The organism is Acetobacter sp., assembly GCF_052102375.1.
In the GTDB taxonomy this organism is placed as follows: domain Bacteria; phylum Pseudomonadota; class Alphaproteobacteria; order Acetobacterales; family Acetobacteraceae; genus Acetobacter.
The window spans coordinates 1-24593 of record NZ_JBQDXI010000029.1 but is presented as its reverse complement, the minus strand read 5'-3'; the positions used below and the strand labels follow the sequence as shown (position 1 = coordinate 24593).

The following is a 24593-nucleotide window of genomic DNA, read 5'->3' as shown; positions in this document are numbered from 1 at the left end:
ACTGCTCAAACAACATATAATCGAAGGTGTTGCGACGACCGGTTGAATCCGCCCTTGGCTTGAGCCTCTTAATGATGGTTCCCGCCTGATGATCATCTGCAATGATCATCAGGGGAGCACTTCGGAATTTATTACTCTGTTACTCATTGGGGAAACAAAAATCCCTGTACGCTTTTCCTTCTGTTCTTATTTCAAGACAGGAAAGCTGTTTCAAGCCAGTGCATTAGGTTCGGCGTGTTTTTCAAACCCGCCTTTACCAGTTCGCCAGTTAAGGCCTTCAAACCCTCGGATGGAAGGGTTCTAATAGCATGTTTTATCAAGCCCTTTTCTTCCGTGTCCCCTGCTTCTTGGTCAATCTAGGTGCAAATAAGCGCTTTAATAGTATCCGCATCAAGACGAACAGTGACCACGCCAAGCTGCGCGCTCAATCCACCATCGGGTGTCAGAAAATCAAGGCCATCAGTGGTAATGCGCGCCCCTCCCCAGCCACTAATGCCAGCAAGGGACTCAAATATTTTTGCGTCACACAGGTCATTGTCCGCAATATATTTCAAATTAACAAGAAAATCAGTCATAGGGATAGATGGATCACAAAGTTCATCAGCATTGCTGATAATCTCGTAAGGTTTCTTGGCCAACCCTTTAAGAATTCCTCGCCAGATTTCCTCACGAATAATACCTGTTTCTGTATTCGACATATGCCGTTTTCCTTTCTCGAGTCTCTGAACAAGCCGAGAATGGGGAAAAAGGGAGGGCTGGGCAATCAGCTCTCCCGCATGGGAGGTGCAGCATGACACCTACACAGGCAAACAGGCCCGAGCGCTACGCTTTCTCAGTAGATGAGAGCAAAGCTATCCAGAGCATTGTGCGGCGCGTTGTTAACAGCGCCCCAAATCAGGAAACGCACGCTCGGAACAAAGTGTTCGACCTGACAAACAAGCTGCTCCGCACCTGCCACGCCAGCATTGTAAAGCTTGACCTCGCCGCAATGGCACATAGCGACACAAAGCTGGAACTGGTGCTTGAAGACCTCGGCACCCTGCGCAAGCACCTGAACACCCGCACAGGCAACCTGCCCTACGGCAACCGCCTGCACTTCACCACTAATGCGGCTTACAAAAAGCCCACTCAGCAGGTGGCAGCATGACCACGCAAACCCGCATAAACCGGGCAGATCAACTGCATGCACAGGCAGATACGCTGTTTGTGGCAGCAGAACGCATTGAGCAATTCAGCCGTGCCTGTGCCGCCAGTAACAACCCGGAAGGTTCCGCCTGCTGGCAGCGCATAGCCAAAACTTACCTGACAGAAGCAGAAGCATTTGCAGCAGAAGCCGCAAAAATAACAGGAAAACGCTCATGAAAAGCACCAGTAACTACTACCAGCCAATTGCTGCTGGCGCTGAGCGCTTGCTTGTTGGCGCTGCAAGTCTGGCTGGTAAAGCCGTAGCCGCCTATTCAGGCCTGTCCAACACTGCGGTGGGTGAGGTCGTGCGCGTAGCCTCCTTCATCGCTCTGGGCACAGTGCTCATGTGCCAGACCAATATTGGTTGGTGGCTACTAGGCATGTGGGCAGATGGCGTCACAAACCTTGTGCTGTACACGCAAGGGCTGGCCAAATGATGGCCTGCACAAATGCCCCTGCCCCTCTTGCTCTCAACCGTGCTTTGCTGCGCATTGCGCCGCGCACTATTGCAAACCCTGCGCCGCAATCCACAGTTGTTACGGATGGCCGCCAAATTGATCTTGAAGAAGCCACAGGCACCTTCAAACCCAACGGCGTGAACGAGTTGCGGATAAACCAGCACATCGGCAAACGCCTGCGGCACTGTAGGCAGTTACGCAAACTCTCCCTGCCACAACTCGGTACATTCGTAGCCCGCAGCGGCCAGCAAATACAAAAATACGAAACCGGGCACGACGCCATAAAAGCTACAACACTCTACCAACTGGCAGAAGCCCTCGGTGTCTCCATGCTCTGGTTTTTTGAAGGGGTAGCGTGATGGCTGTTGTCAGTATTGATGTTGAAGTAAACATTGCTAAGCACCTCGCAAAATGCAAACCGGGTGAACTGGCAAAGGCACTTGCAGACTACCCACTGCACGTAGCGCAGGAGGCAATGACGGCGGCTGGCCTATTTGATCTTTCAGAATGTGACCCCAGTGACCTCGCCCGCGCTCTTGCTGATTACCCCCGCAGCCAAGCTCAGGAAGCCCTGCGTGAAGAAGGACTGTACGGCACTGAGGAAGACGAGTCCGAGCGGCAAAAACTTGAGGACTTAGCGGATGCATTCAACCAGCAGGACCGCACCCGCTTTGAAATCTTACTGGCCCGCATGTTCCCAAATAATCAGGACGCCATCTCATTCAAACTGGTCCAAGCGCCGTCTGCTTGTGCCCGCGCCGCGTGAAGGAAGAAGAAACAATGTATTTTCTTAAACTCATAGCACCACAAACCGGTTCTGAACTGCATGTTGATGCAGATAAAATAGATGCAATGCACCTCAGTCAGACAATTGAGGCCACATTCCTGCACGGAATTAACCTCTTTGTGCGTGAAACCCCCGCAGAAATCATCCAACAGCTATGGGGCTTAAGACCCGTTATGCCGCAAGTCGTAGCATGACTGACAAAGAAGAATTCGACGGCCAGAACGATTTTAACCGTGAAGGTGCCCCAGATACAGAAGTCGGCGGCATTGCGGGAGACAGGCTGCGCAGCATTATTGAGCGCGTAGAGCGGCTGGAAGAAGAACGGAAAGCGCTGGCCGAGGATATTAAGGATATCTTCACAGAAGCAAAATCTGCTGGCTTTGACGTAAAGATCATCAAGCAGATCATCCGTGAACGCAAACAAGACCCAGCCGACCGGGAAGAAGCGGAAACCCTGCTTGCAATCTATAAACACGCCATAGGCATGTAGCCATGAACGAAGCGCAAAAAAATAAGGCCATGGAGCGGCTCAAAAAGCTTTTAGCCCTAAGCCGCAGCACAAATGAGCACGAGGCAGCATCAGCACTCTGCAAAGCGCAAGAGCTGATGCGCGAATTGTCTATCAGTGAAGATGATCTGGAACTGACCGACTATGCCGCCATTGAAGCAGACAGCTACCTAGTGCGTCCGGGTTACAGCATCCCGGTCTATGTCAGCTTGCTGCGCCGCCTTGTTTCCAAGGCCTTTGGGTGTGACGCAATATGGGATGAGCAGCCCGCAAAATACAGGTTGACATGGCTTGGCCAACGCTCAAAAGAAGAGGTCTCAGCCTATAGCTGGACCGTGCTGGCGCGGCTCATCAAAGCCAAACGGGCTTACTACAAGTTCACAGCCATGCTGGGCGTACACACGCCCGGAAAACGTGAAGCCTTGGCCGATATTTACTGCGAGGGCTGGGTATCAGGCGTCAGCCAAAATATTCTACCAGAAAGCCTCTCAGACAAAGAACAACGCCTGCTCGACCTGTTTGTAAAACAGAAGTTCCCGCACACAACAGACGCAAAGCGGCGCGGCGCAGCCCTAACCGGGCAAGACGTAAACGCCGCCTACAGTGCAGGCCAGAAAGAAGGCCGCAAAACCCACCTACATGCAGGCGTCCAAAACATAAAACGCGGCCAGGTAGGACAAACACAGTATCTGGGAGCCCCAGCATGACCGACCAAATGCTAACCCGCAAAGAAGTAGAAGCCTACTTCAAAATAACAAGATCAACCCTGTACCGCTGGATAGAAGCCAGCGGCTTCCCCAAACCAACCCGCTTCAATTGCAGAAACGTCCGCTGGCGCCAGAGCGAGATTGCCGAATGGGAACACAATCAGCAGGTGGCAGCATGAGTAGATTACGCAAAGCATGGCGCGTAAGAAGCCCTTGGCAAGAAACATGTCAGGGTGAAATTATCTTTTCCTCCACGGCATCAAAAGCCAGATATCAAGGTTTCCTTTCCGCTTCTGAGCATGACGATGATTTAAAAATCATTGATATGTCGGTTAAGCGTGCGCGCCCTGACGATGTAAGGCTGCCATTTAGATTTGTCGGCATTGAGTGTGGGAAAGCAGCAGAAACTCCGACATCAGGAGAAACGTGCTTAATTCAACCACTCTTAGATCCATCCATTTTAATGGGAAAATTAAAAGCTATAAAATTAATAACGCACTAAACAAATTTTTTTAGAAAAATAAAAAATTACATTTTATTCTTCAGGCTTCCAGAACAAAGGAAGGCCAATATGACGTATGTGATAGTCGCTTCCGGTATTTTTATGTTTTTGCGTAGAAACAAACTGCAAAAAATCAACATTTTCTAGTTTTGTAGTGATTTGAAATCGTGTTTCAATCTGAAAAAACCATTTTTTCATTAACCTTAGTGGATCCTCTTCGAAAAAATATACTAACAATGCACCATGATCTTGGTTAGGCAAACCAGTTGAATAGCGAGATAATAACTGCTTATAGCCACTCATTAGCCATGAGCAACCACTCCATTTTTTAGCTTCAGCCAACCACAAATAGCCATCGTCTAATTCAATGGAAATATCAACATGCCCACCAATATCTTGATCATGTATAGCTGTACTCAATCCTTGAACTCTAAAATAGCCAACAATCATCGTAGTTATTTGATCTTCTGTAGCATTTTGCCAGTACTTCCTTTGCATAGAGATTTCTCGTATACAAACTGCCAAAGCTTTATAAATAACACGAATAAAATCATCATAACTATCTATAGAGTTTATGTCTAAAAGCATTCGCGCGGCAGGGCTTAACTTCGCCTTTGTAAGCATATCTTCTAGATTTGGATTTACGTTCATCGTTTTTTAGCCGCAATAGTAAATGAACGCGACATCTTATACACAGGGAACAATTTTTTTTCGAAGTCTTCTATCTGAATACCAGTTTCCGGATCAAAAAATTCCTTATTTTTTACAGCGCATAATGCAGTTTTTACCGAAATGGCAATTTCTCTATCTTCATTTTGATCATAAAAAACGAAATACATTATTAACGGATGATTTTTCATAGAAGTAAGTACTGAAAGAGCCGCGTAGAAGTTAAACTCCTCTATATTGTCCCCGGCCCAAGCATATAACCTATTAAATGTTAGCCTCTGTGCTTGTTCAAAGGAGATATCTGATAAGTGATCAACAACATTAAGACACACCTCAAGCACTGGCCCTTCCAATTGCTGTCTGAGTTGCATCTTAATTTCATCAATAACCACAGGCACTCATCTCCTTGCTTCTAACTATTTGCATCTGTGCCTAAGAATTCTATCTTTGACAAAATTATAATCTTCAAGACCACCACATCTTGATACAGAAATTCCAGTTAAATATGGGTGCGGCTCTAAGGTTTGAGTTGAACGTCCATGAATTCCAACCTCCGGTCGAGAGTATGAGTTATTGTAATGCTCTCTTTTCCACATAACTACGATGCGATACACCTCTATTGGTAGATCTAATCCTTTTATCCCGCTTAGATGATAAGCTTCGACTCGACAGCAGGTTCCATCACGCCGAGATTTTTCAAGTTTTTGAGCAGAATTAGAAACCATAAAACCAAGCTCAATAATCTTTCCTTCGTCTTTATTTTTATAAATAGAATCAATGAACGGAAAGAAATTTATTTTATTTCCGAAATAATCATTACCTAACTTCTGTGCTAAAAATGTTTCCGCTTTATTAATGGCTTGTTCTACTTGCTCTAGCTCTTTACCCTCTGGATAATCGGCACGTATTTCAATTACATTTCCCTTACTGGGAACCCAAAGAATGTCAAAAGCTTCATATTTTCTATAAGATACCCCGATAATCTCACTGTATTTAGAAAGTTCTTTAGGCAATTCTTCGAATTGGTCTTTCATGAATTTTTTACGAGAATAAGTATATCTCCTCGAAGAAAGAACCAAGGCTATCCCATCCTCTAACTTATGAATTGCAGATATACTCAAACTTGGCAAATCACCACTCAATTGGCTTTCAGGCAATATAAGCGGATAAATACTTGAAAAAATATTACTGTCTATTCTGATATAATCCAATTCACTACGAAGTGAGTTTATTTGTTCTTCTTCCAGTTCATAAAATCGAACAAATTTCTCTCCGCAGAGAAGATGCTCTGTTAGTGCATTTAAGAGTTCTGTTGATTTTTCTTCATAAGATTCGTCGCCAACTTCAGCGTGCGCAAGCGTTTTATCCCAATTCGCTCTCCTTCCTAAATCTAAATTTGAAAAGACAGAGTGGCTAACAGACCACGGCATTCTTTCACTCAGGCTGCGAATAATCTCAACTGTCGACACGCTTTTCTATCTCACTCTCAATTTTTTAGTTCTATCTAGCTTTTGTGCTCCAGCCCTAAACGAAAATTCATATTTTGTGCAATTACCAACCCTACATTCCTGATAATACCAAAGCCAATTCAACGCCAAACCATTGAGATTTATAAATATATTTTATCCCCATTGCGTTAAAAAAATATTTTTGTCGACACTTAATCCCAAACAAAGCTATTTAATACGGTGAAAAGAACCTCAATTTTACCATCGAGAGATTGCCCTAACCTGTCTTTTAAAAAGCAATCATGAAGTTCTTCGCCTTGAACTGACTAATAAACTCGTACTTGTTTGCATCTGAAGGATAAGATCAGCCCATATCCGCGCAAGCTCCCTTCTACGCCCTAAATGCAACGCTCTATTGTAAGCCGATGCAACTTTATCTTTGGGCGAGTGCGCAAGCATCAATTCAATGAAAGCATGATCCTGCGGGTATCTCTCATTCATAATACTGGAAAATGTTGACCTAAAGCCATGAGGCACATGCCTTCCATGATATCCCGCACGGTTGATGAGGTAGCCTATAGCGTTCTCACTCATTGGCACTTTGGGCCGCCTTGCATTCGGGAAAAGATGCGGCCACCGCTCTGAGAAAGGCTTGAGCGCATGGAGAACCGCCACGGCCTCTGGAACCAGTGGCACGATATGCTCCTTTTTCATTTTCATGCGTTCTGGCGGTATTATCCACACCGGCTCATCAGTATCTAGCCCGTGAAACTCTTCCCAAAGCGCGCCACGTATTTCGCCTGGTCTCACTGCCGTTAAATACAGCAAGCGGAATGCCAAGAGCGTGACCGGGTGTGCTACATCAGCCTCAACCCGTGTTATCATTTCACGCACGGCATCAAGTTCAGTAATCGCTGGTTGCCTGCCCCGTTGCACCGGCCGTAATGCGGCCCTTACGGTCTGTGCTGGATCTGTATCGCATCTGTCTGTTGCAATGGCGTGAATGAAAATTTCACTCATGCGCTGCCGTATCCGGTGCGCAGTCTCCACAGCGCCACGCTCCTCGATCTGCTTGAGGACGTGCAGAGTCAGTCGGGCTGTTATTTTTGACGGCGGAAGTTTCCCGACCAACGGAAAAACATCGCGCTCCAGACTGTTCATGACATCGTGCGCATGCCGGGGCCGCCAGAGGTCTTTTCTCAGCTCAAACCACTCACGCGCCACCACCTCAAACGTGTCTACCTCGCGGGCATCAGACTGGACCGCTAAAAGCTTCTCATGCTGCGCAGGGTTAACACCCTTTTTTATGAGCTCCTTGGCCGTGTCCCGCATGTAGCGGGCCTCTTTCAATCCCAGACTTGGGTACGCGCCAAGAGTTAATGTTTGCTCTTTCCCTTCTGCCCTGTACCGCACCCGCCAATATCGCTTGCCGGTTGTCATGACGTGCAGAAACAATCCCTCGCTATCAGCAAGGCGGTAAGCCTTCTCCGCTGCCTTGGCTGCTTTAATCTTAGTATCCGTCAGCATTCGAGCGAGTCCCAGCCCCTGGCGGTTTTACCCACACAGCAAGAAAATTTTACCCACGTTTTACCCACAAAGCCACGGGCTTAACTGGGACAAAACGGGAACACTTGGGACAATATAAAACGCAAAAAGCCCTGAAGATCAAGGCTGTTGGGACGTTCTGGGATTTATTGGGAATACCTGATGGCGGAAGAGGTGGGATTCGAACCCACGGTACGGTTCCCCGCACGCCAGTTTTCAAGACTGGAGCCTTCAACCACTCGGCCACCCTTCCTGTCATCAGGTTGAGGCCTTATAACCACGCCTTTTATCGTCTGTCTAGCGGGGTAAGACAGAAAAGTGATTCTCTATTTCCGGCCTGTTGCGCTTGCTCTTGTGGGGTTGGAGTTGTAGAACCCCGGTCTCTAACATCCATCCATTCAGGGACGCGTTATGAAACAGCAGGCAAACCTGATCCGGGCCGGGCAGGTTATCGAGCATGATGGCCGTCGCTGGACGGTGCTGAAACAGCAGATTATCACCCCAGGCAAGGGCGGCGCATTCATTCAAGTTGAAATGCGTGACCTCAAGACCGGCAACAAAACCAACGAGCGGTGGCGTACGGCCGACAGCGTTGAGCGACTGATGACCGAAGACAAGGAATACCTGTATTCCTACACTGACGGTGAATCGCTTGTGCTGATGGACCCGGAAACGTTTGAACAGCGTATGATCCCTGTTGATTTGTTGGGCGATCAGGCACCGTTCATTCAGGACAACATGACCATCAACCTTCATCTGGTTGAAGGGGACCCGGTTGGCGTTGACCTGCCCCCACATGTTACTCTGGAAGTTGTTGAGGCTGATCCGGTGGTAAAAGGCCAGACCGCCAGCTCCTCCTACAAGCCAGCAAAGCTCTCCAATGGTGTAAAAACCATGGTGCCCCCGTTTGTTGAAGCGGGCGAACGAATTGTCGTCAGAACAGAAGACGGCTCTTACGTAGAACGCGCCAAAGACTAATTTTTACCAAGCTTTCCAGACAGGACAAAACACAGTGGCCATTCGACTCTCCCCCGTCATGATGGTGATGCAAAGCGCCGCCCAGAAGGCAGCCAAGCGTCTCCTGCGCGATTTTAATGAAGTCGAGCAGCTTCAGGTAAGCATCAAAGGGCCAGGTGACTTTGTCTCTCAGGCAGACCTTCGCGCAGAACAAACCCTGCGTGAAGAACTGGAGCGTGCGCGCCCTGGTTATGCCTTCCTGATGGAAGAATCCGGTGCCTCTGGGGGCGATAACTGGACCTGGCGCTGGATTGTGGATCCGCTGGACGGCACAACCAACTTCCTGCACGGCATACCGCACTGGGCCATTTCCATTGGCCTTCAGCGCCGCCTGCCAGATGGCAAGATCGAGCTTGCCGCAGCCGTTGTTTACAACCCGGCTGCGGGTGAAATGTTCTGGGCTGAAAAAGGGACCGGCGCATTTCTGAACGAACGCCGTATCCGTGTTTCCGCCCGACGGGATATGCACGAATCTGTTTTTGCAACCGGTATTCCGTTTGCAAAAGTTCCGGCCCGTCAGCGCTTGCCCTTCGCCCGCGTTATGGGCAACCTGATGCCAAAGGTTGCTGGCATTCGCCGTTTTGGCTCTGCCGCACTCGATTTGGCCTGGGTTGCTGCTGGCCGTTACGAAGGCTACTGGGAATTTGGTATCAAACCGTGGGATTGTGCCGCTGGCATCCTGATCCTGCGTGAAGCGGGTGGTCAGGCAACGGACCCAGACGGTCAGGACCTTGATGATCTGCCAGATGATGTTGTGATTGTCGCCGGCAACGGGCACCAGTACAGCAAGCTGCTGGAAATTGTCGCAGAAAGCCGTAAGGAAGCGTAATTTTCGCTCCTTCTGACTGACTATGAAAAAGGCCGCCCCTTTGCACAAAAGGGCGGCCTTTTTTAGTTAGGCCTATATGGCCTCCGGCAGGCTCTCCATATCAATCACAAAACGATATTTGACATCTGACCGAAGAACACGTTCGTAAGCATCGTTAATCTGGTCCATGCGGATCATTTCAATATCTGCGGTAATGTTGTGCTTGCCGCAGAAATCCAGCATCTCCTGCGTTTCCTTAATGCCCCCAATGGCTGACCCTGCAAGGCTGCGCCGTTTACCAACCAGAGCAAAGGCACCAACTGACATGGGCTTTTCTGGCAGACCGACCAGAACCATGTGCCCATCCTGCCTTAGCAACGCCAGATAGGCATTCACATCATGATCTGCTGAGACCGCATCCAAAATAAAGTCAAAACGGTTGTGCTCTGCGGCCATTGCCTCTGCGTCTTTGGAAATGACAACCCGATGGGCTCCCAGACGTTTTCCGTCCTCCACTTTATTGGGGGAGGTTGTAAAGAGCGTGACCTCAGCCCCTAATGCCACCGCAAATTTCACGGCCATATGGCCAAGGCCGCCCAACCCAACTACGCCAACCTTGTGGCCTTTGCCCACTTTCCAATGTGCAAGGGGTGACCATGTTGTAATACCTGCGCACAGCAATGGCGCGGCTGCGGCGGGGTCCAATGTTTCCGGCACTTTAAGAACAAAGTGTTCAGTCACCACTATGCTGCGGGAATAGCCCCCGAATGTGTAAGCGCCTTCCTGAGGGAACGCGGCATCCGGGCTGTTGTAAGTCCATACTGGATTAGCATCACAATACTGTTCCAGCCCTGCCGTGCAGGAGTCACAGTGGCGGCACGAATCAACCATGCAGCCAACACCCACACAGTCCCCAACCTTGAAGCGGGTAACGGAAGGTCCTGTTTTAACTACACGCCCTATAATTTCGTGCCCCGGCACGCAGGGATACAGGCTTTCCCCCCACTCACTCCGCACTGTGTGGATGTCAGAGTGGCATACGCCGCAATGTGTAATATCAATCTGCACATCATTGGGGCCACATTCGCGCCGCTCAAATGTCAGTGGTTTGAGTGGGGCCGTAGCACTTGCTGCCCCGTAGCCTACGCAAGAAAACATGAAGACTCCTTATAACATCTCTTCACTCAGGATTTCCTCTCTCGTAACCTGCCCTGCGCGTCAGAACCAATGATGTTTTCTGGCAGCAACCCCTCCCTGCCCGCCAGATTAGCCTCTGGCTCCGGGGCATCAAGTTGCGTAAGATGAAGGCTCAATGCAGTCCACCTTCCCTTCTGCGCACGATGCGCCCGCTCTTACCGCGCATCATCGCGGGTTTTCCCTGCTGACAGAGGACGGTGAATTTCTAACCCTCTCAGCGGCGGATGCGCGTGAGCGCCTGCACACCATGCCAGTCCCGCTGGTGGTTCATGCTCCCGCCTTTGCCCGCCGCCTTGGCCTGCCCCCACCGGGCCAGCCGTGCCCTTGGCTTGATGTGCTGGAACTGTTTGCGTTCGTCTATCCCGCACGCACAGTAGCGCCTACACCAAGAGGATTAGCGCTCGCACTGGGCGTTGAAGAGGACCGCATAGGCGCTGCGGAAGCTGACCTCCTGCCCCTACTTGTCTCACTTATGTTGGCAGAACTCGCTCGGCAAAAAACCTCACCCCAAGCAGATTTTCTGGCTGCCTTGACCATACGCCTTGGGCAGGCAGGCTGGCCATGGGCAGGCACGGTAGCAGAAACCCTGAGCTTGCACGACAAGCTCACCCCGCAGGGTAGACTGCCGGAAGAGGCCATGCAGCCGGGTGATGCCTTAAGAATATGGCGCGTCTTGCCCAAGTGGGAAGACGTAGCCCCACGCCCTGCCCCTGCCTCTCACCCCATTACAGCGGCAGAAGCGCGTGCCCGGCTTACACAAATGTTGGGCGATGGTGCAGAAAGTCGGGCCGGTCAGGCCGATTTTGCCAGTGTATCCACCGCCGCCTTTGAACCCCGGTCCATGCGTGGCAACCCCGCCATCGTCCTTGCTGAAGCCGGAACCGGGACCGGCAAAACACTGGGCTATATTGCCCCCGCCAGTGTGTGGGCGGAGCGCAATGGCGGCAGTGTGTGGGTCAGCACCTATACGCGGCACCTCCAACGCCAGATTGAGCAGGAAACTCACCGCCTGTTTCCAGATGACGCCACACGCCGCCGTCATGTTGTGCTTCGCAAAGGGCGCGAAAACTACATGTGCCTTCTGAATATGGAGGAGGCCGTCAATACAGCAGGCTCCCGCCCCGCCGGGGTGACGATCGCTCTGGCCATGCTTGCCCACTGGGCGCGCAGCACCGCTGATGGAGACCTGACTGGCGGAGACCTTCCGGGCTGGTTTGGAGACCTGTTTGGTCAGGGGAACATTGCAGGTGTTGCGGACCGCCGTGGTGAATGTATTCACGGTGCCTGCCCGCACTATCAGCGCTGCTTTGTGGAACATACCATCCGCCGGGCCCGCGAGGCCGATCTGGTCATTGCCAACCATGCTCTTGTTATGGCTCAGGCCGCCTATGCACAAAGTGCGATAGGCGACACCTCAGACGATACCGAGGAAGACAGCACTCCATCGCGTTATGTGTTTGATGAAGGCCACCATCTGGCTGATGCCGCCGATGGTGCATTCTCTGCTGAATTATCCGGGTTGGAAGCCGCTGAACTGCGCCGCTGGCTGTTAGGGGCGGAAGGACGGCGCTCCCGCGCACGAGGGCTGAAACGACGCTTGGATGATCTGGTTGTGGGCATACCCAAACTAGAAACGCCGCTGGATGCAGCACTTATGGCGGCACACGCCTTGCCAGCCCCCGGCTGGTCCGGTCGCCTTGCCGCAGAAGAGGAAGATGAACCCTCACCACCGCAGGATGAGACAGAAAATAACGCATTATTCCCCCATGTCACACCTGCCATAGAACCGGTCCTGACCAACCCAACCGAGGACTTTCTGAAACTGCTGCGCCAGCAAATTCTGGCACGCAGTCAGGAGCGCAACCGCGCAGACCATGCGTATGGCGCACTTGAATGCGACCTCCACCCTCTCCTGCCAGATCTGGCAGACTCAGGGTTGGCGCTGGCACGCGCGCTGCATCGTCTTGCAGACCCATTACGCACACTGGCCGAACGGCTCCATGCACGCTTGCAGGATGAAGCCGAAACACTGGACAGTGTCACCCGGGGACGGATTGAAGCCATGGTCCGTGCGTTGCGCCGCCGTGCCATCACGCGTCTGGATGCCTGGATTTCAATGCTGGAAGCCCTTGAACAGCCTCCGGAGCCCGGCACAACCCCAACCCATATCCATTTTCTACGCCTTGACCGACGCGAGCGGCAGAAAATGGGAGAGTATGATGTCGGGCTGCACAGGCACTGGCTGGACCCAACAGTCCCCTTTGCAAGTGTTATGGCCATGCCAGCTCAAGGCATGCTGATTACATCTGCCACACTGCGCGACAGGTCAGACTCGGCGCCCGGACCAGTAAGCCCAGATACAACACAGCAGGAACAGGCGGCTGAAGACTCTGAACGTTCATGGGAAGCCGCTGAAGCCCGAACAGGCGTGTGCCATTTTCCCGTACCAGCACTCAGAGCAAGCCTGACCAGCCCGTTTGACTATGCCAGCCAGACACGCACCTTTATTGTGAATGACCTGGACCACAACAGCATAACGGATCTGGCTGCTGCCTATCGCACCCTGTTTCAGGCATCTGGTGGGGGAGCATTGGGGCTGTTTACGGCTATTTCGCGCCTGCGCGGGGTCCATCAGCGCATTGCTCCAGCGTTGGAGGAAAGCGGGCTACCACTCTACGCCCAGCACGTTGATGCCATGGATAACACGACATTAGTCGATATTTTCCGGACAGAGGAACATGCCTGCCTGCTTGGCACCGATGCTATGCGGGACGGTGTGGACGTACCCGGTAATGCTCTCAGGCTGGTGGTATTTGAAAGGGTACCATGGCCTCGCCCGGACATTCTACACCGGGAGCGGCGCATTCACCTGTCAGGTGGAGACACAACGGGTTATGATGACCGGATTGCACGCCTTAAATTACGGCAGGCTTTTGGACGCCTGATTCGGAGCCAATCTGACCGAGGCGTTTTTGTACTGCTTGACCGGCGCACACCATCACGGCTGCTTTCGGCTTTTCCGCCGGGGGCAGAGGTGCAGCGCCTTGGCTTAGCTGACACAGCAAAAGAAATAGAAAATTTTCTAAGGCCGCCCAGCGCACCTGCGTAGGGCTCAATAAAAAAGAGCGCTAGCCAACCCATGCATGAGCCAACAGCGCCTTTTTATGCATGAACAGGGCGCTTACAGAACCCTGTTTCCGCAGCAAACCTTACAGAGGTTTGAGTTCTGTAGCGGCAACTTTACCGCGCTCTGTCACGAGCTCGTAAGCAATCTTTTCGTTTTCGTTCAGTCCACGCAGGCCTGCGGCTTGCACAGCTGTGATATGCACGAAAACATCTTTACCACCATCGTCCGGAGCGATGAAACCAAAACCTTTGGTGGCATTAAACCATTTGACTGTACCGGTAGGCATAGGCGGGTAACTTCCCTGATAATCTCCTGCCGGACAACCATATGACCGGCTACAGGACACCCCTATCCGGTCACGATGCAGAGTGAATGTCAATCAAAATGCCATCGTGCCGCCGGATTAAAAAATTTCAAACCCGTAAATGGGACTCTAAAAACGCAATGCTGCGCTGCTGCGCAAGAGCATAGGCATCCGGGTTGAAAGACGGCCGGGCAGCACACCCAAATCCGTGCTGGGCATCATCATACACAAAAATTTCAATCTCTGGCTGGGCGTCCCGTATGGCGGTCACATCCATATGAGGAATGCTGTGGTCCTCCCCGCCAAAATGCAGCTCTACCGGGCAGTGCGGAGTCTGGTTGCGGGCGGCTGCAATGCCAGCTCCATACCACCCAACGGCAGCAGCAAACACGTCTAATTTACAAGCTGCTTCCCACGCGAGCGTTCCACCCCAGCAATAGCCAATAATGCCTGTTTTTTATGCTTCAGGGCCGCCGCAGATGCCGCCAGATCGAGCAACGTTTTCTCAAGTGGAATCTGGGCGCGCAGGCTAAGCCCGGTGTCTATCCCTGCTTTATCGTACCCTAAAACGGTATCTGGCGCGGCGCGATCAAAGAGAGCTGGAGCGATAACGTGAAAGCCCCGAGCGGCAAATTCATCGCATACAGCGCGGATATGGTCGTTTACACCAAATATCTCCTGCACAACAACAAGAGCATAGGGGTTTTCCTGCCCCGCCTCATACGCTGAAAAGCGATGGCCATCCTGTGCGGTCAGGGTAATAATCTGGCCCATGTTCTGCGACTCCTTCTGCGGGAAAATGACAGCTTAAAGAAAGTTTTCCACATTTCTTGACACTGCGGGAGGACAAACCTATCTCCTGTTCTAGCACTCCCGGGGTGGGAGTGCTAACGCAACGCGGCGTTTGTGACGCGCGGTAAAAGCAGGTGGTGTCGCTTCCAATACAAGGGCGCCACCGCAGCAAAAGAAATGTGGAGCGATCCATAATGACGAAGTTTCGTCCTTTACACGACCGAGTAGTCGTTCGTCGTCTCGAAAGCGAAGAAAAGACAATCGGCGGCATCATTATTCCTGACACAGCCAAAGAAAAGCCTATGGAAGGCAAAGTGGTTGCTGTTGGTCCGGGTGCCCGCAACGAACAGGGCCAGATTGTTGCCCTGGACGTTAAAGCTGGCGACACCATCCTGTTCGGCAAATGGTCCGGCACGGAAGTGAAGATCGACGGTGAAGACCTGCTGATCATGAAAGAAAGCGACATTCTGGGCATTATTTCTGCCTAAGTGACGCGCTGATCCGCTTTTCCATACTTAACTGATCCTTTCAGGAGAAATTCCATGGCTGCCAAGGACGTAAAATTTGGTGGTGACGCTCGCCAGCGTATGCTGCGCGGTGTCGACATTCTGGCTGACGCTGTAAAAGTAACGCTCGGCCCTAAAGGCCGTAACGTGGTGCTCGACAAGAGCTTTGGTGCGCCTCGCATCACCAAAGACGGCGTTTCTGTTGCCAAAGAAATCGAACTGGCTGACAAGTTCGAAAACATGGGCGCACAGATGCTGCGCGAAGTGGCTTCCAAAACCAACGATATCGCTGGTGACGGCACGACCACTGCAACCGTTCTGGCTCAGGCTATTGTACGCGAAGGCCACAAGGCCGTTGCTGCTGGCATGAACCCGATGGACCTGAAACGCGGCATCGACAAAGCTGTCGCTGCTGTTGTTGAAGAACTGAAAAAGAACACCAAAAAGATCACCACACCTGCTGAAACAGCTCAGGTTGGTACGATCTCTGCTAACGGTGAAGCCGAAATCGGCCAGATGATCTCCGAAGCCATGCAGAAAGTTGGCTCCGAAGGCGTGATCACTGTTGAAGAAGCCAAACACTTCCAGACCGAGCTGGATGTGGTTGAAGGCATGCAGTTCGACCGTGGCTACATCTCTCCTTACTTCGTGACCAACACGGAGAAGATGACGGCTGATCTGGAAAACCCCTACATCCTGATCCATGAAAAGAAGCTGTCTTCTCTTCAGCCTATGCTGCCTCTGCTGGAATCTGTTGTTCAGTCCGGCCGTCCGCTGCTTATCATTGCAGAAGACGTTGATGGCGAAGCGCTGGCAACTCTGGTTGTCAACAAGCTGCGCGGTGGCCTGAAAATTGCTGCTGTTAAGGCTCCTGGCTTTGGTGACCGTCGTAAAGCCATGCTGGAAGATATCGCTATCCTGACCGGTGGTCAGGTTATCAGCGAAGATCTGGGCATCAAGCTGGAAACCGTTACGCTGCCAATGCTCGGCACGGCTAAAAAAGTCCGTATCGACAAAGAAAACACCACCATTGTTGACGGTGCTGGTGAAGGCGATGACATTAAAGGTCGTTGCAAGCAGATCCGCGCTCAGATCGAAGAAACAACGTCTGACTACGACCGCGAAAAACTGCAGGAACGTCTGGCCAAACTGGCTGGCGGTGTTGCCGTGATCCGCGTTGGTGGTTCTACGGAAGTTGAAGTGAAAGAACGCAAAGACCGTGTTGACGATGCCCTGCACGCTACCCGCGCTGCTGTTGAAGAAGGCATTGTTCCTGGCGGTGGTACGGCTCTTGCCCGTGCTTCTGCAAACCTTAGCGGTCTTGAATTTGCTAACGACGACCAGCGCGTTGGTGGCGACATCATCCGCAAGGCTCTTCAGGCTCCGCTGCGCCAGATTGCACACAACGCTGGTGAAGACGGTGCGGTTATCGCTAACAAGGTTCTTGAATCCAAAGACTATGCATTCGGTTTCGATGCACAGGCTGGCGAATACAAAAACCTGGTTGATGCTGGCATTATCGACCCGACCAAGGTTGTCCGTACGGCTCTGCAGGACGCAGCTTCTGTTGCTGGCCTGCTGATCACGACCGAAGCCATGGTTGCTGAACGTCCTGAAAAGAAAGCAGCTCCTGCTGGTGGCCCAGACATGGGTGGCATGGGCGGCATGGACTTCTAAGTCCATTTCCCTACCCTGCCGGGAGGGGCCATTACGGTGGCCTTTCCTTGCAGGCGGGAAGCGCAAAAAAGGCGAGCGCTCCTTCGGGAGCCTCGCCTTTTTTGTTTGTCGGATAAAACAGCTTTGACAGAGCTCCAGGGGATCGAGACCCCCGTCTATTCGTCAAATAATGTAATCTATTGGCGGCAGCATCTGGTCCATGGTTAAAGCGGGCATACCCGTGTGCCGTGTTCCAACCTTCCGGGCTGGGTTACCGACAACTGTTGTAAAGGGTGGCACGGCTTCCAGCACGATAGAGCCAGCCCCCACTTTAGCACCCTCACCCAAGGTAATGTTGCCCAGAACCTTGGCTCCGGCACCAATCAACACCCCTCTGCAAACTTTAGGGTGACGATCTCCAGTATGCTTACCTGTCCCGCCAAGGGTAACCCCCTGCAGAATAGATACATCGTCCTCAATAATACACGTCTCACCCACCACAATGCCGGTCCCGTGGTCAAACAGGATTCTACGGCCCAACCGGGCTGCGGGGTGAATATCAACGCCAAATAGTTCTGACGCGCGGCTTTGCAAATGCAATGCCAAGTGACGCCGTCCGGCTTTCCATAACCAGTGCGCCACACGGTAGCTTTGCACGGCGTGAAAGCCCTTAAAAAACAGAAACGGCGTAACATAGTCTGGGCAGGCGGGGTCACGCTCACGAATGGCGACCATATCTGCTGCCGAAGCATAGACTATTTCTGGTTGTGCTTCGAACCCTTCCGACACCAGTTCCGTCAGGGCATCTGCCGCAACAGAGCGATCACCAAGTTTGCGGCCAATCAAGGCCGCCAAAGCAGATGCAAAGTCTGAATGGCTACGAATACCGGTTGCCAGTAGCCCTTTTACAAGAGGGTCATGGCAAACGCAGGCCTGTGTGGCCATCTGTTCCCACAAAACGGAAAGCTGTGAGGCGCACAAAGCACTATCTGCATCGAAATCACGTGATTGCACGGGGAGCGTTTGTGCTTTTTGCATAAGCAACCCTCTTTGAAAATACTGGTTAAACCGGCCGGTCACAGCCCCATAGCGTGGCGTACAAAGGCTTTGCGCAAAGCGGGTAGACGATGAACACTCGCAATACCCAGATCCCGCGCAAGGCGGATAACGGGGTTATTGTTGCTAAACAGCCTATCAAGGGTGTCCGTGGCAGCAAGCATCAGCATGTTGGCAGGGCGGCACCGTGCTTGGTACCGCGCGAGCAAGGCTGGAGACCCAAAATCTTCTCCCGCATGGTGCGCTGCAATCAGGATCTCGCTTAAAGCGATAATATCCCGAAAACCAAGGTTAAGTCCCTGCCCTGCAATAGGGTGAATACCATGAGCCGCATCCCCAACCAGCAAGAGCCGCGTATCCGTGTAACGCTGGGCATATTGGGCTGAGAGCGGATACGTCCAGCGGCGGCCAACAGGTGTTACTTTACCCAGACGGGTATTGCCCATGCGGCGTTCTATCTCCCGGGCAAATACGTCATCTGGCAGAGCAGCAAAACGCTCCGCTGTGCCATCCTTGTCGCTCCAGACAATCGCAGACAGATATGGGTGATTATCCGTGCCTGTCATGGGAAGCTGGGCAAAGGGGCCTGCTGGTAGAAAATGCTCCAGAGCTCCGTTGTCGTGCGGAAATTCATGGGCAATGGCGCACACAATGGCGGTCTGACCATAAGAAAGTTTGGTCAGGGGAATACCGGCCTCTGACCGAAGCTTACTTTTTCTACCATCTGCCGCCACAACGAGGGCCGCGTTAAAGACGCGGCCGTCATTCAGCCGGATGGTTGCACCCTCAGGCTTACGCTCCACTTTGGCTTCAGCGGGGGAAAGCACGCTCAGGGTGGGATACATATGTAGCGCTTCGTTCAGGGCCACGCGCAACGCCCGTGCTTCGGCCATCCATCCAAAAGGCTGGCTTGCATCCTCACGAGTGAACTCAAGAAAGAGCGAAGACGCTGGCTCACCGGGCCGCCCGTCTGTTACCAGAATTTCTTCAATCGGGCAGGAATCCAACGGAAGCAACTCCCACACCCCGGCTTCTTCCAGAAGGGTTTTGGGTCCTGCTGCAATCGCATAGGCCCTGCCATCAAAATCCGGATGCTCCATGGGCGCAAGCGGTGCCTTGTCTACAATAGCAACGCGGATGCCTTCTCTGGCCAAGCGGCATGCAAGTGTTGCGCCAACCGGGCCGGCCCCGATAACGCAGACATCAACATCTGGCACCTGCGAGCTTGCAGACATGCTGTCCGACACGGTGGATGCAGGAGAAGCAACCATGGTTTTCATTCCTTTATGCACACGGTCCGGCAGGCAGGATTGTCTGCACTGGGCCTGAAAGAGATGTTCTTTTATCTTATCTTGCCAGAAAGCCCAGAGAAGGAGGCTCGTCAACGCCTGAAAAGTCTGGCATATTGATATCGAAATGAATTACCGTTCATGCGGCTGGTCTTTCTGATCCATGCCGTATGCGACAGGCCAGAAGGAACACAGCCCAGATGCAGCTGGTGACCGCTATTATAAAACCCTTCAAGCTTGACGATGTACGTGAGGCTCTTGCACCGCTTGGTATTCAGGGGCTTACCGTATCCGAGGTCAAAGGTTTTGGTCGTCAGAAAGGGCAGACTGAAATTTACCGTGGCGCAGAATACCGCATCAGCTTTCTCCCCAAAATCAAGGTAGAGGTTGCTGTGTCTGACGCGCTGGTGGATCAGGTTATTGAAGCCATGCTCAACGCGGCACACACAGGCAAGATCGGGGATGGCAAGATTTTTGTGAGCGAACTGACGCGCGTTATCCGCATTCGTACACGCGAGACAGGAGATGAGGCACTTTAAAGAGCTTGCCGCATTTTCCGGCTCTTTAATCTTCTTCAATAAATTGCAGCTTTATTAAAAGCCTCTTTTTTTAAAAAATCCTGCTGCCGCCAAGGTTATTTCTTCCAAGTGAGAAATAACCTTGCAGCTTTACACCATTCGGCAAAATCTTTCCTTTATGCTAACCTCATGTCGTATGGATTTGAGGGCATAAAATGACTTTCCGTTCTGCTGCAATTACAATGGCTTATAATGAGAGTATATTTTTGCCTGTCTGGCTGGATTATTACGGCAAAAATTTAGGTTACGATAATCTTTACATAATAGATCATGGCTCAGACGACGGTTCAACACTTCGCATTCCCGGTAATGTTATAAAAATACCGCGTGATGATTTTGATGATGTTACACGAACTTCTTTTATTAACACCCTCCACGCGTCACTTTTAAATTATTTTGACTGCGTTATTTACACAGATTGTGATGAATACCTTGTCCCACGTCCGGACCGTTATAACAGTCTGGCATCATATCTGAGACGTCAACCTCATGGGAATGTGGTACGCGCTGTTGGCGTAGATGTCATGCCTCATGCACTAGACCTTCCACCTGTTAATTTTTCATACGACATACTCCCCCAACGCCCCTATGGCTTTCTTACGCCATGGGAGTCCAAACCTCTGGTGGCCAAAATAGCACCGGTTTGGACTCCCGGCTTTCACGACTGTGACGCACCCTCTATTCTTGATGAAGATTTATGGCTTTTTCACCTCAAGCATTGTGATCAGAAACGCGCCCTTGCCCGCCTTAATTTGACACGCTCCATGAACTGGAGCGAGCAGGGCTCGTCCTTTGGTCACCACCAGCGTTGTCGTGACGAAGATATGTTACAGCTTATGCAAACCCTGATAGAGCAGCAGGAGAACGATACTCTTGGCACGCTCCCCCTCACACATATGCTTGCTCATGGTGAGAGCAGTAAACTCAGACATATTCCAGATATGTTCCTGCAGTGCTTATGACGGCTTCATAAGGATACGTCCGTGACAATTACCTACCCTGCCCTTCAAGTCGGCCTGACAAACCAAAAAATTGCTTTGATCGGCCTTGTCTTCAAGGCGCAGCGTGAGAACACGCCTCTTTGTTTACCGGGAATGGTATCTTTCCGCCCACAGGACGGTCAGCACGAAGCCTGCAACTTCGCTCAGGTGTATCAGAAATCTGCTTTTGAGGCTCTTCTGAGAGCTTTCTCCATTCCCTACACACCCGGCCCGTCCCCTGAAGACATAACGTTGATTGATGGCTGGCAATGTTTTTAGAGGGAGCTGACCGCTGGGGAGAAGCTGGACGAGCAGGCAAGGCATCATGGACCAGTCTGACAGCCCAGATTATAAGGCATCTCCGCCCTGCCCCTATGCTGGCAGAATGTGCAGCCCTTTTGCAGGCTAAATTACACAAAAACAATATTCGTCATGTCCTGCAATTACGCATCGAAAATGACTGGCAGAGCTACTCCCGCGATGTCCTTCCAACCTTTGCAGGACAGAATGAGGACTACTGCCCCACCTTTCTTGATATTGTCAGGAAAGCCAAAACCACATGGGGAGCAGACTTCAAAAAAGCCTATGTCCTGAGTGACGAGACCTGTCTGCCCGTTCCCAAAGAAACAATCCGCGAGCATACTTTTAAAGAATTAGGTGTCGAACTTTTCTGGAAATCAGATTTTCTGCCGCAGGAAACCTTCAAGTCCAATCTTGTATCTTCCATGCTGGATTTTGAAATTGCCGTGCATGCTCCCTTTTTTGCAGGGAACAGTCGCTCCACTTTTGCCGGATTTATTTCGTTTGAAAAATTCTGCCTGACTGGCCAGATGCCCAAACACCATTACATCTACAATATTCCCGGCCAAGGTTTGGGGTTACGCCATGACAACGGCCCCATGATGGTCCCTGAACAGGCAACAGACCGACTCTATGGACACGAACCGCTTATCCCCGTGCACCGGGGAGACTTACAGTGGCCTCTCAGCCTAACAGCGCACATAGCGTCTTTAGGAGATTTTACGAGTGAAACCCAGATGCTGCCCGGCATCCCATCTGGAGACCTCGCTTTTGATACATCAGGATATGGTGGCAGGTGGGTGGAAGGCTTCCAAATTAGCAGCGCCGGCCTTACCCTCCCCTTTGAATATCGTGCACGAGATGTGGATGGACACCAAACGTCTTGGACGCCCCATGATCATTTTTGCGGGACAAGGGGTCTCAGCCACTCCTTGACGGGTTTTGCCGTCCGTTTGACGGGCCCTGCTCTTCTCACCACTGACTGTTTTTATGCAGGCCGCTTTGAAGGGCAGCGGGATGCGCTTACGGCGGAAAACGGAGCGTGGTGCAGTGCTGGATATGGCCAGAAGTTGGTGGGAATGCACATACTATTCCGCCCCAAAGGACTGAACTGACAAAAAGACCATATTTTGTAAGATCTTGAGATATTCGTTGCGCAAAGGCTACGATCAAAGCTGGAAACGTGGTATTCCCCTCTACTATAGGTGTTTCTGCCAGAAAAGCGGCAGCATAACAGGGGAGAATACGAATCCATGACCTCACGGTCTTGCATGGTTCCGTCTGCGAAAGGCGGTTTGAACAGGCAGGCAGTAGGCGCAGCGCTGGCTGGCGTAGTGCTACTTTTGCCGTCCGGACTGGCCCACGCGGCCGATGCTGCCCCTGCCATTGATAGTGGTGATACGGCCTGGATGTTAATGAGCACGGCGCTTGTGCTCATGATGACCATACCGGGTCTTGCCCTGTTTTATGCAGGCATGGTGCGTAAGAAAAACGTTCTTGCAACTCTTATGCAGTCTTTTGCCCTATGCTGTATCATGTCCATTGTCTGGATGGTTGCGGGCTATTCTCTTGCTTTCACCACTGGATCTCCCTGGATTGGTGGCCTGTCACGGCTGTTTTTAAATGGTCTGGGTGCACATATTCATAACGGGGCAGATATTGGCTTTACGCTTGGGGCGGATTCTCCCAATGCCACGACCATGACCATTCCTGAGAGCATCTTCATGATGTTCCAGATGACTTTTGCCATCATTACGCCTGCACTTATTTCTGGCGCTTACGCTGAGCGTATGAAGTTTAGCGCCATGTGCGTGTTTTCTATTATCTGGTCACTGACGGTTTATGCCCCCATTGCCCATTGGGTATGGAGCCCCATCGGCTGGCTCGCCGGTTTGGGTACTGCTGATTTTGCCGGTGGCACAGTTGTGCATATTAATGCGGGTATCGCAGGCTTGGTGTGCGCGTTGGTGCTGGGCCGCCGCAAAGGCTTTGGACAAGATGATCTGGCCCCCTTCAACCTGACATACGCAATTATTGGCGCGTCCCTCCTGTGGGTTGGCTGGTTTGGCTTTAACGCCGGATCTGCCGTAGGGGCCAATGGCCGTGCTGGCATGGCCATGGCGACAACCCAGATTGCCGCCGCTGGTGCCGGTGTGGCATGGATGCTGGTAGAGTGGCTACGCTCCGGCAAACCAACCGTATTGGGTGTGATTTCAGGTGCTGTTGGCGGGTTGGTTGCCATAACACCCGCTGCTGGTTTTGTTCTGCCGGGCAGTGCACTGATTATTGGGTTGATTACCGGCGTCATCTGCTACTGGAGTGCAACGTCTCTCAAGCATCTGCTGGGTTATGACGATAGCCTCGATGCCTTCGGGGTGCATGGTGTGGGCGGTATTGTTGGGGCACTTCTCACGGGCGTTTTTGCCTATGGCCCTCTCTCTGCAACAGATGCAAACCCGACTGGCGTTGTTGGGTCACTTCATCAGCTTATGGTGCAGAGTGAAGCCGTACTGGTCACTATCCTTTGGTGTGGTGCCGTCTCCTTCGTGCTCTTGAAGGTCATCGACATGACAATCGGTCTCCGTGTCACGCAGGATCAGGAACTGGAAGGACTGGATATGTCCTTGCACGGCGAACGTATTAATTAAAACTACCCTCGCCATGTGTCGCTCCCTGTTAAGCGCAGCACATGGCCCTCCTATATTACACCCCTAAAATCCAGATAAATCCCAGCCCTGCTAGAAGCAGGAGTAGAAGGGACAGTAGTACGGTTAGGCTCACGCGCAGGCCGCATTCGGCCAGGCTTCGTAAGTCCGTACTCAGCCCCAAACCAGCCATGGATACAACGGTGAGAGCACTGCTCACCTGCAAAGCTGGATGAATAACAACAAGCGGCACCAGATGCACAGAGGTGGTCCCCATTTTTCGGACAGGGCGATAAGCTATCATCTGGCCTGAACGAGGACGGGTTTTATGGGCAAGGTTACGCGGAAACGGTATGCGGCAGAGTTCAAGTCACGGGTTGCGCTGGAGGCGATCCGTGGGGAACTGACGCTGGCGGAACTGGCTTCGAAACATGGCGTGCATCAGACGATGATCGCCCAATGGAAGCGCCAGGCGATCGACGCGGAAATCTCACAGAAGGGTTGTACATCGGGTTAGATTATGAAAAAG

30 protein-coding genes, 1 tRNA gene and 2 pseudogenes are annotated in these 24593 nt (G+C 51.8%); 21 read left to right on the top strand and 12 right to left on the bottom strand.

Annotated features, from left to right (window positions below; genetic code table 11):
* Positions 1-356: 356 nt before the first annotated feature.
* Positions 357-698: a hypothetical protein gene (locus ACTIDN_RS11180; protein ID WP_441377106.1), complete on the bottom strand. Its 342-nt coding sequence runs from the start codon at positions 696-698 to the stop codon at positions 357-359.
* A 92-nt stretch (positions 699-790) separates the two neighbouring features.
* Between ACTIDN_RS11180 and ACTIDN_RS11175 the strand changes: the two genes are divergently transcribed.
* From ACTIDN_RS11175 to ACTIDN_RS11130, 10 genes are read left to right on the top strand one after another with little or no spacing between them, the layout of a single operon-like run.
* Positions 791-1147: a hypothetical protein gene (locus tag ACTIDN_RS11175; protein ID WP_441377105.1), complete on the top strand. Its 357-nt coding sequence runs from the start codon at positions 791-793 to the stop codon at positions 1145-1147.
* Entirely contained in the window at positions 1144-1362 is a 219-nt protein-coding gene (locus ACTIDN_RS11170) for a hypothetical protein (protein WP_441377104.1), read from the top strand. The genes ACTIDN_RS11175 and ACTIDN_RS11170 overlap by 4 nt, the downstream gene beginning before the upstream one ends.
* Positions 1359-1622, top strand: coding sequence for a hypothetical protein (locus ACTIDN_RS11165; protein ID WP_441377103.1), 264 nt, complete (start codon positions 1359-1361; stop codon positions 1620-1622). The genes ACTIDN_RS11170 and ACTIDN_RS11165 overlap by 4 nt, the downstream gene beginning before the upstream one ends.
* Positions 1619-2002 carry a helix-turn-helix domain-containing protein gene (locus ACTIDN_RS11160; RefSeq protein ID WP_441377102.1) on the top strand — a complete coding sequence of 128 codons (384 nt, stop codon included), beginning with the start codon at positions 1619-1621 and terminating at the stop codon, positions 2000-2002. The genes ACTIDN_RS11165 and ACTIDN_RS11160 overlap by 4 nt, the downstream gene beginning before the upstream one ends.
* Entirely contained in the window at positions 2002-2409 is a 408-nt protein-coding gene (locus ACTIDN_RS11155) for a hypothetical protein (RefSeq protein ID WP_441377101.1), read from the top strand. The genes ACTIDN_RS11160 and ACTIDN_RS11155 overlap by 1 nt, the downstream gene beginning before the upstream one ends.
* A gap of 14 nt (positions 2410-2423) precedes the next feature.
* Positions 2424-2624, top strand: coding sequence for a hypothetical protein (locus tag ACTIDN_RS11150; RefSeq protein ID WP_441377100.1), 201 nt, complete (start codon positions 2424-2426; stop codon positions 2622-2624).
* Positions 2621-2920, top strand: a complete 300-nt coding sequence (locus ACTIDN_RS11145; RefSeq protein ID WP_441377099.1) for a DUF2312 domain-containing protein — start codon at positions 2621-2623, stop codon at positions 2918-2920. The genes ACTIDN_RS11150 and ACTIDN_RS11145 overlap by 4 nt, the downstream gene beginning before the upstream one ends.
* 2 nt (positions 2921-2922) lie before the next feature.
* Complete coding sequence (locus ACTIDN_RS11140; RefSeq protein ID WP_441377098.1) at positions 2923-3645, top strand: DUF2786 domain-containing protein; 723 nt, start codon at positions 2923-2925, stop codon at positions 3643-3645.
* Positions 3642-3824, top strand: coding sequence for a helix-turn-helix transcriptional regulator (locus ACTIDN_RS11135; protein ID WP_441377097.1), 183 nt, complete (start codon positions 3642-3644; stop codon positions 3822-3824). Before ACTIDN_RS11140 ends, ACTIDN_RS11135 begins: the two co-directional genes overlap by 4 nt.
* The gene (locus tag ACTIDN_RS11130) at positions 3821-4147 is read left to right on the top strand and encodes a hypothetical protein (RefSeq protein WP_441377096.1); all 327 of its coding nucleotides are present in this window, start codon (positions 3821-3823) and stop codon (positions 4145-4147) included. The genes ACTIDN_RS11135 and ACTIDN_RS11130 overlap by 4 nt, the downstream gene beginning before the upstream one ends.
* A gap of 33 nt (positions 4148-4180) precedes the next feature.
* On the opposite strand, the gene ACTIDN_RS11125 is transcribed toward ACTIDN_RS11130, so the two are convergent.
* The 5 genes from ACTIDN_RS11125 to ACTIDN_RS11105 form a co-directional block, all read right to left on the bottom strand.
* Positions 4181-4798, bottom strand: coding sequence for a hypothetical protein (locus ACTIDN_RS11125; RefSeq protein WP_441377095.1), 618 nt, complete (start codon positions 4796-4798; stop codon positions 4181-4183).
* The gene (locus ACTIDN_RS11120; RefSeq protein ID WP_441377094.1) at positions 4795-5208 is read right to left on the bottom strand and encodes a hypothetical protein; all 414 of its coding nucleotides are present in this window, start codon (positions 5206-5208) and stop codon (positions 4795-4797) included. Before ACTIDN_RS11120 ends, ACTIDN_RS11125 begins: the two co-directional genes overlap by 4 nt.
* 24 nt (positions 5209-5232) lie before the next feature.
* Entirely contained in the window at positions 5233-6285 is a 1053-nt protein-coding gene (locus ACTIDN_RS11115) for a hypothetical protein (protein WP_441377093.1), read from the bottom strand.
* A 279-nt stretch (positions 6286-6564) separates the two neighbouring features.
* Positions 6565-7791, bottom strand: a complete 1227-nt coding sequence (locus tag ACTIDN_RS11110; RefSeq protein WP_441377092.1) for a tyrosine-type recombinase/integrase — start codon at positions 7789-7791, stop codon at positions 6565-6567.
* Between the two features lie 181 nt (positions 7792-7972).
* Positions 7973-8062, bottom strand: a tRNA-Ser gene (locus tag ACTIDN_RS11105).
* Between the two features lie 158 nt (positions 8063-8220).
* Between ACTIDN_RS11105 and efp the strand changes: the two genes are divergently transcribed.
* The gene (gene efp / locus ACTIDN_RS11100) at positions 8221-8787 is read left to right on the top strand and encodes an elongation factor P (protein ID WP_048838601.1); all 567 of its coding nucleotides are present in this window, start codon (positions 8221-8223) and stop codon (positions 8785-8787) included.
* Between the two features lie 40 nt (positions 8788-8827).
* Entirely contained in the window at positions 8828-9655 is an 828-nt protein-coding gene (locus tag ACTIDN_RS11095; RefSeq protein ID WP_441377107.1) for an inositol monophosphatase family protein, read from the top strand.
* A 72-nt stretch (positions 9656-9727) separates the two neighbouring features.
* Here the strand turns inward: ACTIDN_RS11095 and ACTIDN_RS11090 are convergent, their stop codons facing one another.
* The gene (locus ACTIDN_RS11090; protein ID WP_441377091.1) at positions 9728-10792 is read right to left on the bottom strand and encodes an NAD(P)-dependent alcohol dehydrogenase; all 1065 of its coding nucleotides are present in this window, start codon (positions 10790-10792) and stop codon (positions 9728-9730) included.
* Positions 10793-10946: 154 nt separating this feature from the next.
* On the opposite strand from ACTIDN_RS11090, the gene ACTIDN_RS11085 reads away from it, so the two are divergent.
* Positions 10947-13940: an ATP-dependent DNA helicase gene (locus ACTIDN_RS11085; RefSeq protein WP_441377090.1), complete on the top strand. Its 2994-nt coding sequence runs from the start codon at positions 10947-10949 to the stop codon at positions 13938-13940.
* A 100-nt stretch (positions 13941-14040) separates the two neighbouring features.
* Here ACTIDN_RS11085 and ACTIDN_RS11080 read toward each other — a convergent pair whose 3' ends face one another.
* Positions 14041-14244 (bottom strand): cold-shock protein, encoded by a 204-nt coding sequence (locus ACTIDN_RS11080; RefSeq protein ID WP_048838605.1) that lies wholly within the window; start codon positions 14242-14244, stop codon positions 14041-14043.
* Positions 14245-14371: 127 nt separating this feature from the next.
* A pseudogene (locus tag ACTIDN_RS11075) lies at positions 14372-15036 on the bottom strand (dienelactone hydrolase family protein).
* Positions 15037-15248: 212 nt separating this feature from the next.
* Between ACTIDN_RS11075 and groES the strand changes: the two are divergent.
* Positions 15249-15542, top strand: a complete 294-nt coding sequence (gene groES / locus ACTIDN_RS11070) for a co-chaperone GroES (protein ID WP_048838607.1) — start codon at positions 15249-15251, stop codon at positions 15540-15542.
* 54 nt (positions 15543-15596) lie between these two features.
* Complete coding sequence (groL, locus tag ACTIDN_RS11065) at positions 15597-17237, top strand: chaperonin GroEL (RefSeq protein ID WP_048838608.1); 1641 nt, start codon at positions 15597-15599, stop codon at positions 17235-17237.
* 162 nt (positions 17238-17399) lie between these two features.
* Here the strand turns inward: groL and cysE are convergent, their stop codons facing one another.
* Both cysE and ACTIDN_RS11055 read right to left on the bottom strand, forming a co-directional pair.
* A complete protein-coding gene (gene cysE, locus ACTIDN_RS11060; protein WP_408736327.1) occupies positions 17400-18161 on the bottom strand; it encodes a serine O-acetyltransferase in 762 nt (253 codons plus the stop codon).
* Positions 18162-18292: 131 nt separating this feature from the next.
* On the bottom strand, positions 18293-19543 hold the full coding sequence (locus ACTIDN_RS11055) for a UbiH/UbiF/VisC/COQ6 family ubiquinone biosynthesis hydroxylase (protein ID WP_441377089.1): 1251 nt from the start codon (positions 19541-19543) through the stop codon (positions 18293-18295).
* A 218-nt stretch (positions 19544-19761) separates the two neighbouring features.
* Here ACTIDN_RS11055 and ACTIDN_RS11050 point away from each other — a divergent pair, with 218 nt between their 5' ends.
* From ACTIDN_RS11050 to ACTIDN_RS11030, 5 genes are all read left to right on the top strand, one after another.
* Entirely contained in the window at positions 19762-20100 is a 339-nt protein-coding gene (locus ACTIDN_RS11050; protein WP_048838610.1) for a P-II family nitrogen regulator, read from the top strand.
* A gap of 194 nt (positions 20101-20294) precedes the next feature.
* On the top strand, positions 20295-21101 hold the full coding sequence (locus ACTIDN_RS11045; protein ID WP_441377088.1) for a glycosyltransferase family 2 protein: 807 nt from the start codon (positions 20295-20297) through the stop codon (positions 21099-21101).
* A gap of 21 nt (positions 21102-21122) precedes the next feature.
* Positions 21123-21398, top strand: coding sequence for a hypothetical protein (locus ACTIDN_RS11040; RefSeq protein ID WP_441377087.1), 276 nt, complete (start codon positions 21123-21125; stop codon positions 21396-21398).
* Positions 21389-22534, top strand: a complete 1146-nt coding sequence (locus tag ACTIDN_RS11035; RefSeq protein WP_441377086.1) for an O-fucosyltransferase family protein — start codon at positions 21389-21391, stop codon at positions 22532-22534. Before ACTIDN_RS11040 ends, ACTIDN_RS11035 begins: the two co-directional genes overlap by 10 nt.
* 138 nt (positions 22535-22672) lie before the next feature.
* A complete protein-coding gene (locus ACTIDN_RS11030; protein ID WP_415507376.1) occupies positions 22673-24067 on the top strand; it encodes an ammonium transporter in 1395 nt (464 codons plus the stop codon).
* Between the two features lie 55 nt (positions 24068-24122).
* On the opposite strand, the gene ACTIDN_RS11025 is transcribed toward ACTIDN_RS11030, so the two are convergent.
* Entirely contained in the window at positions 24123-24368 is a 246-nt protein-coding gene (locus tag ACTIDN_RS11025; protein ID WP_441377085.1) for a hypothetical protein, read from the bottom strand.
* 24 nt (positions 24369-24392) lie between these two features.
* Here ACTIDN_RS11025 and ACTIDN_RS11020 point away from each other — a divergent pair.
* Positions 24393-24545: pseudogene (locus ACTIDN_RS11020) on the top strand (transposase); the annotation flags it as partial.
* Positions 24546-24593: the final 48 nt, after the last annotated feature.

Bases quoted from the DNA above. Each gene is read 5' to 3' on its own strand.
- ACTIDN_RS11180 (WP_441377106.1), bottom strand. From the start codon at position 698: ATGTCGAATACAGAAACAGGTATTATTCGTGAGGAAATCTGGCGAGGA.
- ACTIDN_RS11175 (WP_441377105.1), top strand. From the start codon at position 791: ATGACACCTACACAGGCAAACAGGCCCGAGCGCTACGCTTTCTCAGTA.
- ACTIDN_RS11170 (WP_441377104.1), top strand. From the start codon at position 1,144: ATGACCACGCAAACCCGCATAAACCGGGCAGATCAACTGCATGCACAG.
- ACTIDN_RS11165 (WP_441377103.1), top strand. From the start codon at position 1,359: ATGAAAAGCACCAGTAACTACTACCAGCCAATTGCTGCTGGCGCTGAG.
- ACTIDN_RS11160 (WP_441377102.1), top strand. From the start codon at position 1,619: ATGATGGCCTGCACAAATGCCCCTGCCCCTCTTGCTCTCAACCGTGCT.
- ACTIDN_RS11155 (WP_441377101.1), top strand. From the start codon at position 2,002: ATGGCTGTTGTCAGTATTGATGTTGAAGTAAACATTGCTAAGCACCTC.
- ACTIDN_RS11150 (WP_441377100.1), top strand. From the start codon at position 2,424: ATGTATTTTCTTAAACTCATAGCACCACAAACCGGTTCTGAACTGCAT.
- ACTIDN_RS11145 (WP_441377099.1), top strand. From the start codon at position 2,621: ATGACTGACAAAGAAGAATTCGACGGCCAGAACGATTTTAACCGTGAA.
- ACTIDN_RS11140 (WP_441377098.1), top strand. From the start codon at position 2,923: ATGAACGAAGCGCAAAAAAATAAGGCCATGGAGCGGCTCAAAAAGCTT.
- ACTIDN_RS11135 (WP_441377097.1), top strand. From the start codon at position 3,642: ATGACCGACCAAATGCTAACCCGCAAAGAAGTAGAAGCCTACTTCAAA.
- ACTIDN_RS11130 (WP_441377096.1), top strand. From the start codon at position 3,821: ATGAGTAGATTACGCAAAGCATGGCGCGTAAGAAGCCCTTGGCAAGAA.
- ACTIDN_RS11125 (WP_441377095.1), bottom strand. From the start codon at position 4,798: ATGAACGTAAATCCAAATCTAGAAGATATGCTTACAAAGGCGAAGTTA.
- ACTIDN_RS11110 (WP_441377092.1), bottom strand. From the start codon at position 7,791: ATGCTGACGGATACTAAGATTAAAGCAGCCAAGGCAGCGGAGAAGGCT.
- efp (WP_048838601.1), top strand. From the start codon at position 8,221: ATGAAACAGCAGGCAAACCTGATCCGGGCCGGGCAGGTTATCGAGCAT.
- ACTIDN_RS11090 (WP_441377091.1), bottom strand. From the start codon at position 10,792: ATGTTTTCTTGCGTAGGCTACGGGGCAGCAAGTGCTACGGCCCCACTC.
- ACTIDN_RS11085 (WP_441377090.1), top strand. From the start codon at position 10,947: ATGCAGTCCACCTTCCCTTCTGCGCACGATGCGCCCGCTCTTACCGCG.
- ACTIDN_RS11080 (WP_048838605.1), bottom strand. From the start codon at position 14,244: ATGCCTACCGGTACAGTCAAATGGTTTAATGCCACCAAAGGTTTTGGT.
- groES (WP_048838607.1), top strand. From the start codon at position 15,249: ATGACGAAGTTTCGTCCTTTACACGACCGAGTAGTCGTTCGTCGTCTC.
- groL (WP_048838608.1), top strand. From the start codon at position 15,597: ATGGCTGCCAAGGACGTAAAATTTGGTGGTGACGCTCGCCAGCGTATG.
- cysE (WP_408736327.1), bottom strand. From the start codon at position 18,161: ATGGCCACACAGGCCTGCGTTTGCCATGACCCTCTTGTAAAAGGGCTA.
- ACTIDN_RS11055 (WP_441377089.1), bottom strand. From the start codon at position 19,543: ATGGTTGCTTCTCCTGCATCCACCGTGTCGGACAGCATGTCTGCAAGC.
- ACTIDN_RS11050 (WP_048838610.1), top strand. From the start codon at position 19,762: ATGCAGCTGGTGACCGCTATTATAAAACCCTTCAAGCTTGACGATGTA.
- ACTIDN_RS11045 (WP_441377088.1), top strand. From the start codon at position 20,295: ATGACTTTCCGTTCTGCTGCAATTACAATGGCTTATAATGAGAGTATA.
- ACTIDN_RS11035 (WP_441377086.1), top strand. From the start codon at position 21,389: ATGTTTTTAGAGGGAGCTGACCGCTGGGGAGAAGCTGGACGAGCAGGC.
- ACTIDN_RS11030 (WP_415507376.1), top strand. From the start codon at position 22,673: ATGACCTCACGGTCTTGCATGGTTCCGTCTGCGAAAGGCGGTTTGAAC.
- ACTIDN_RS11025 (WP_441377085.1), bottom strand. From the start codon at position 24,368: ATGATAGCTTATCGCCCTGTCCGAAAAATGGGGACCACCTCTGTGCAT.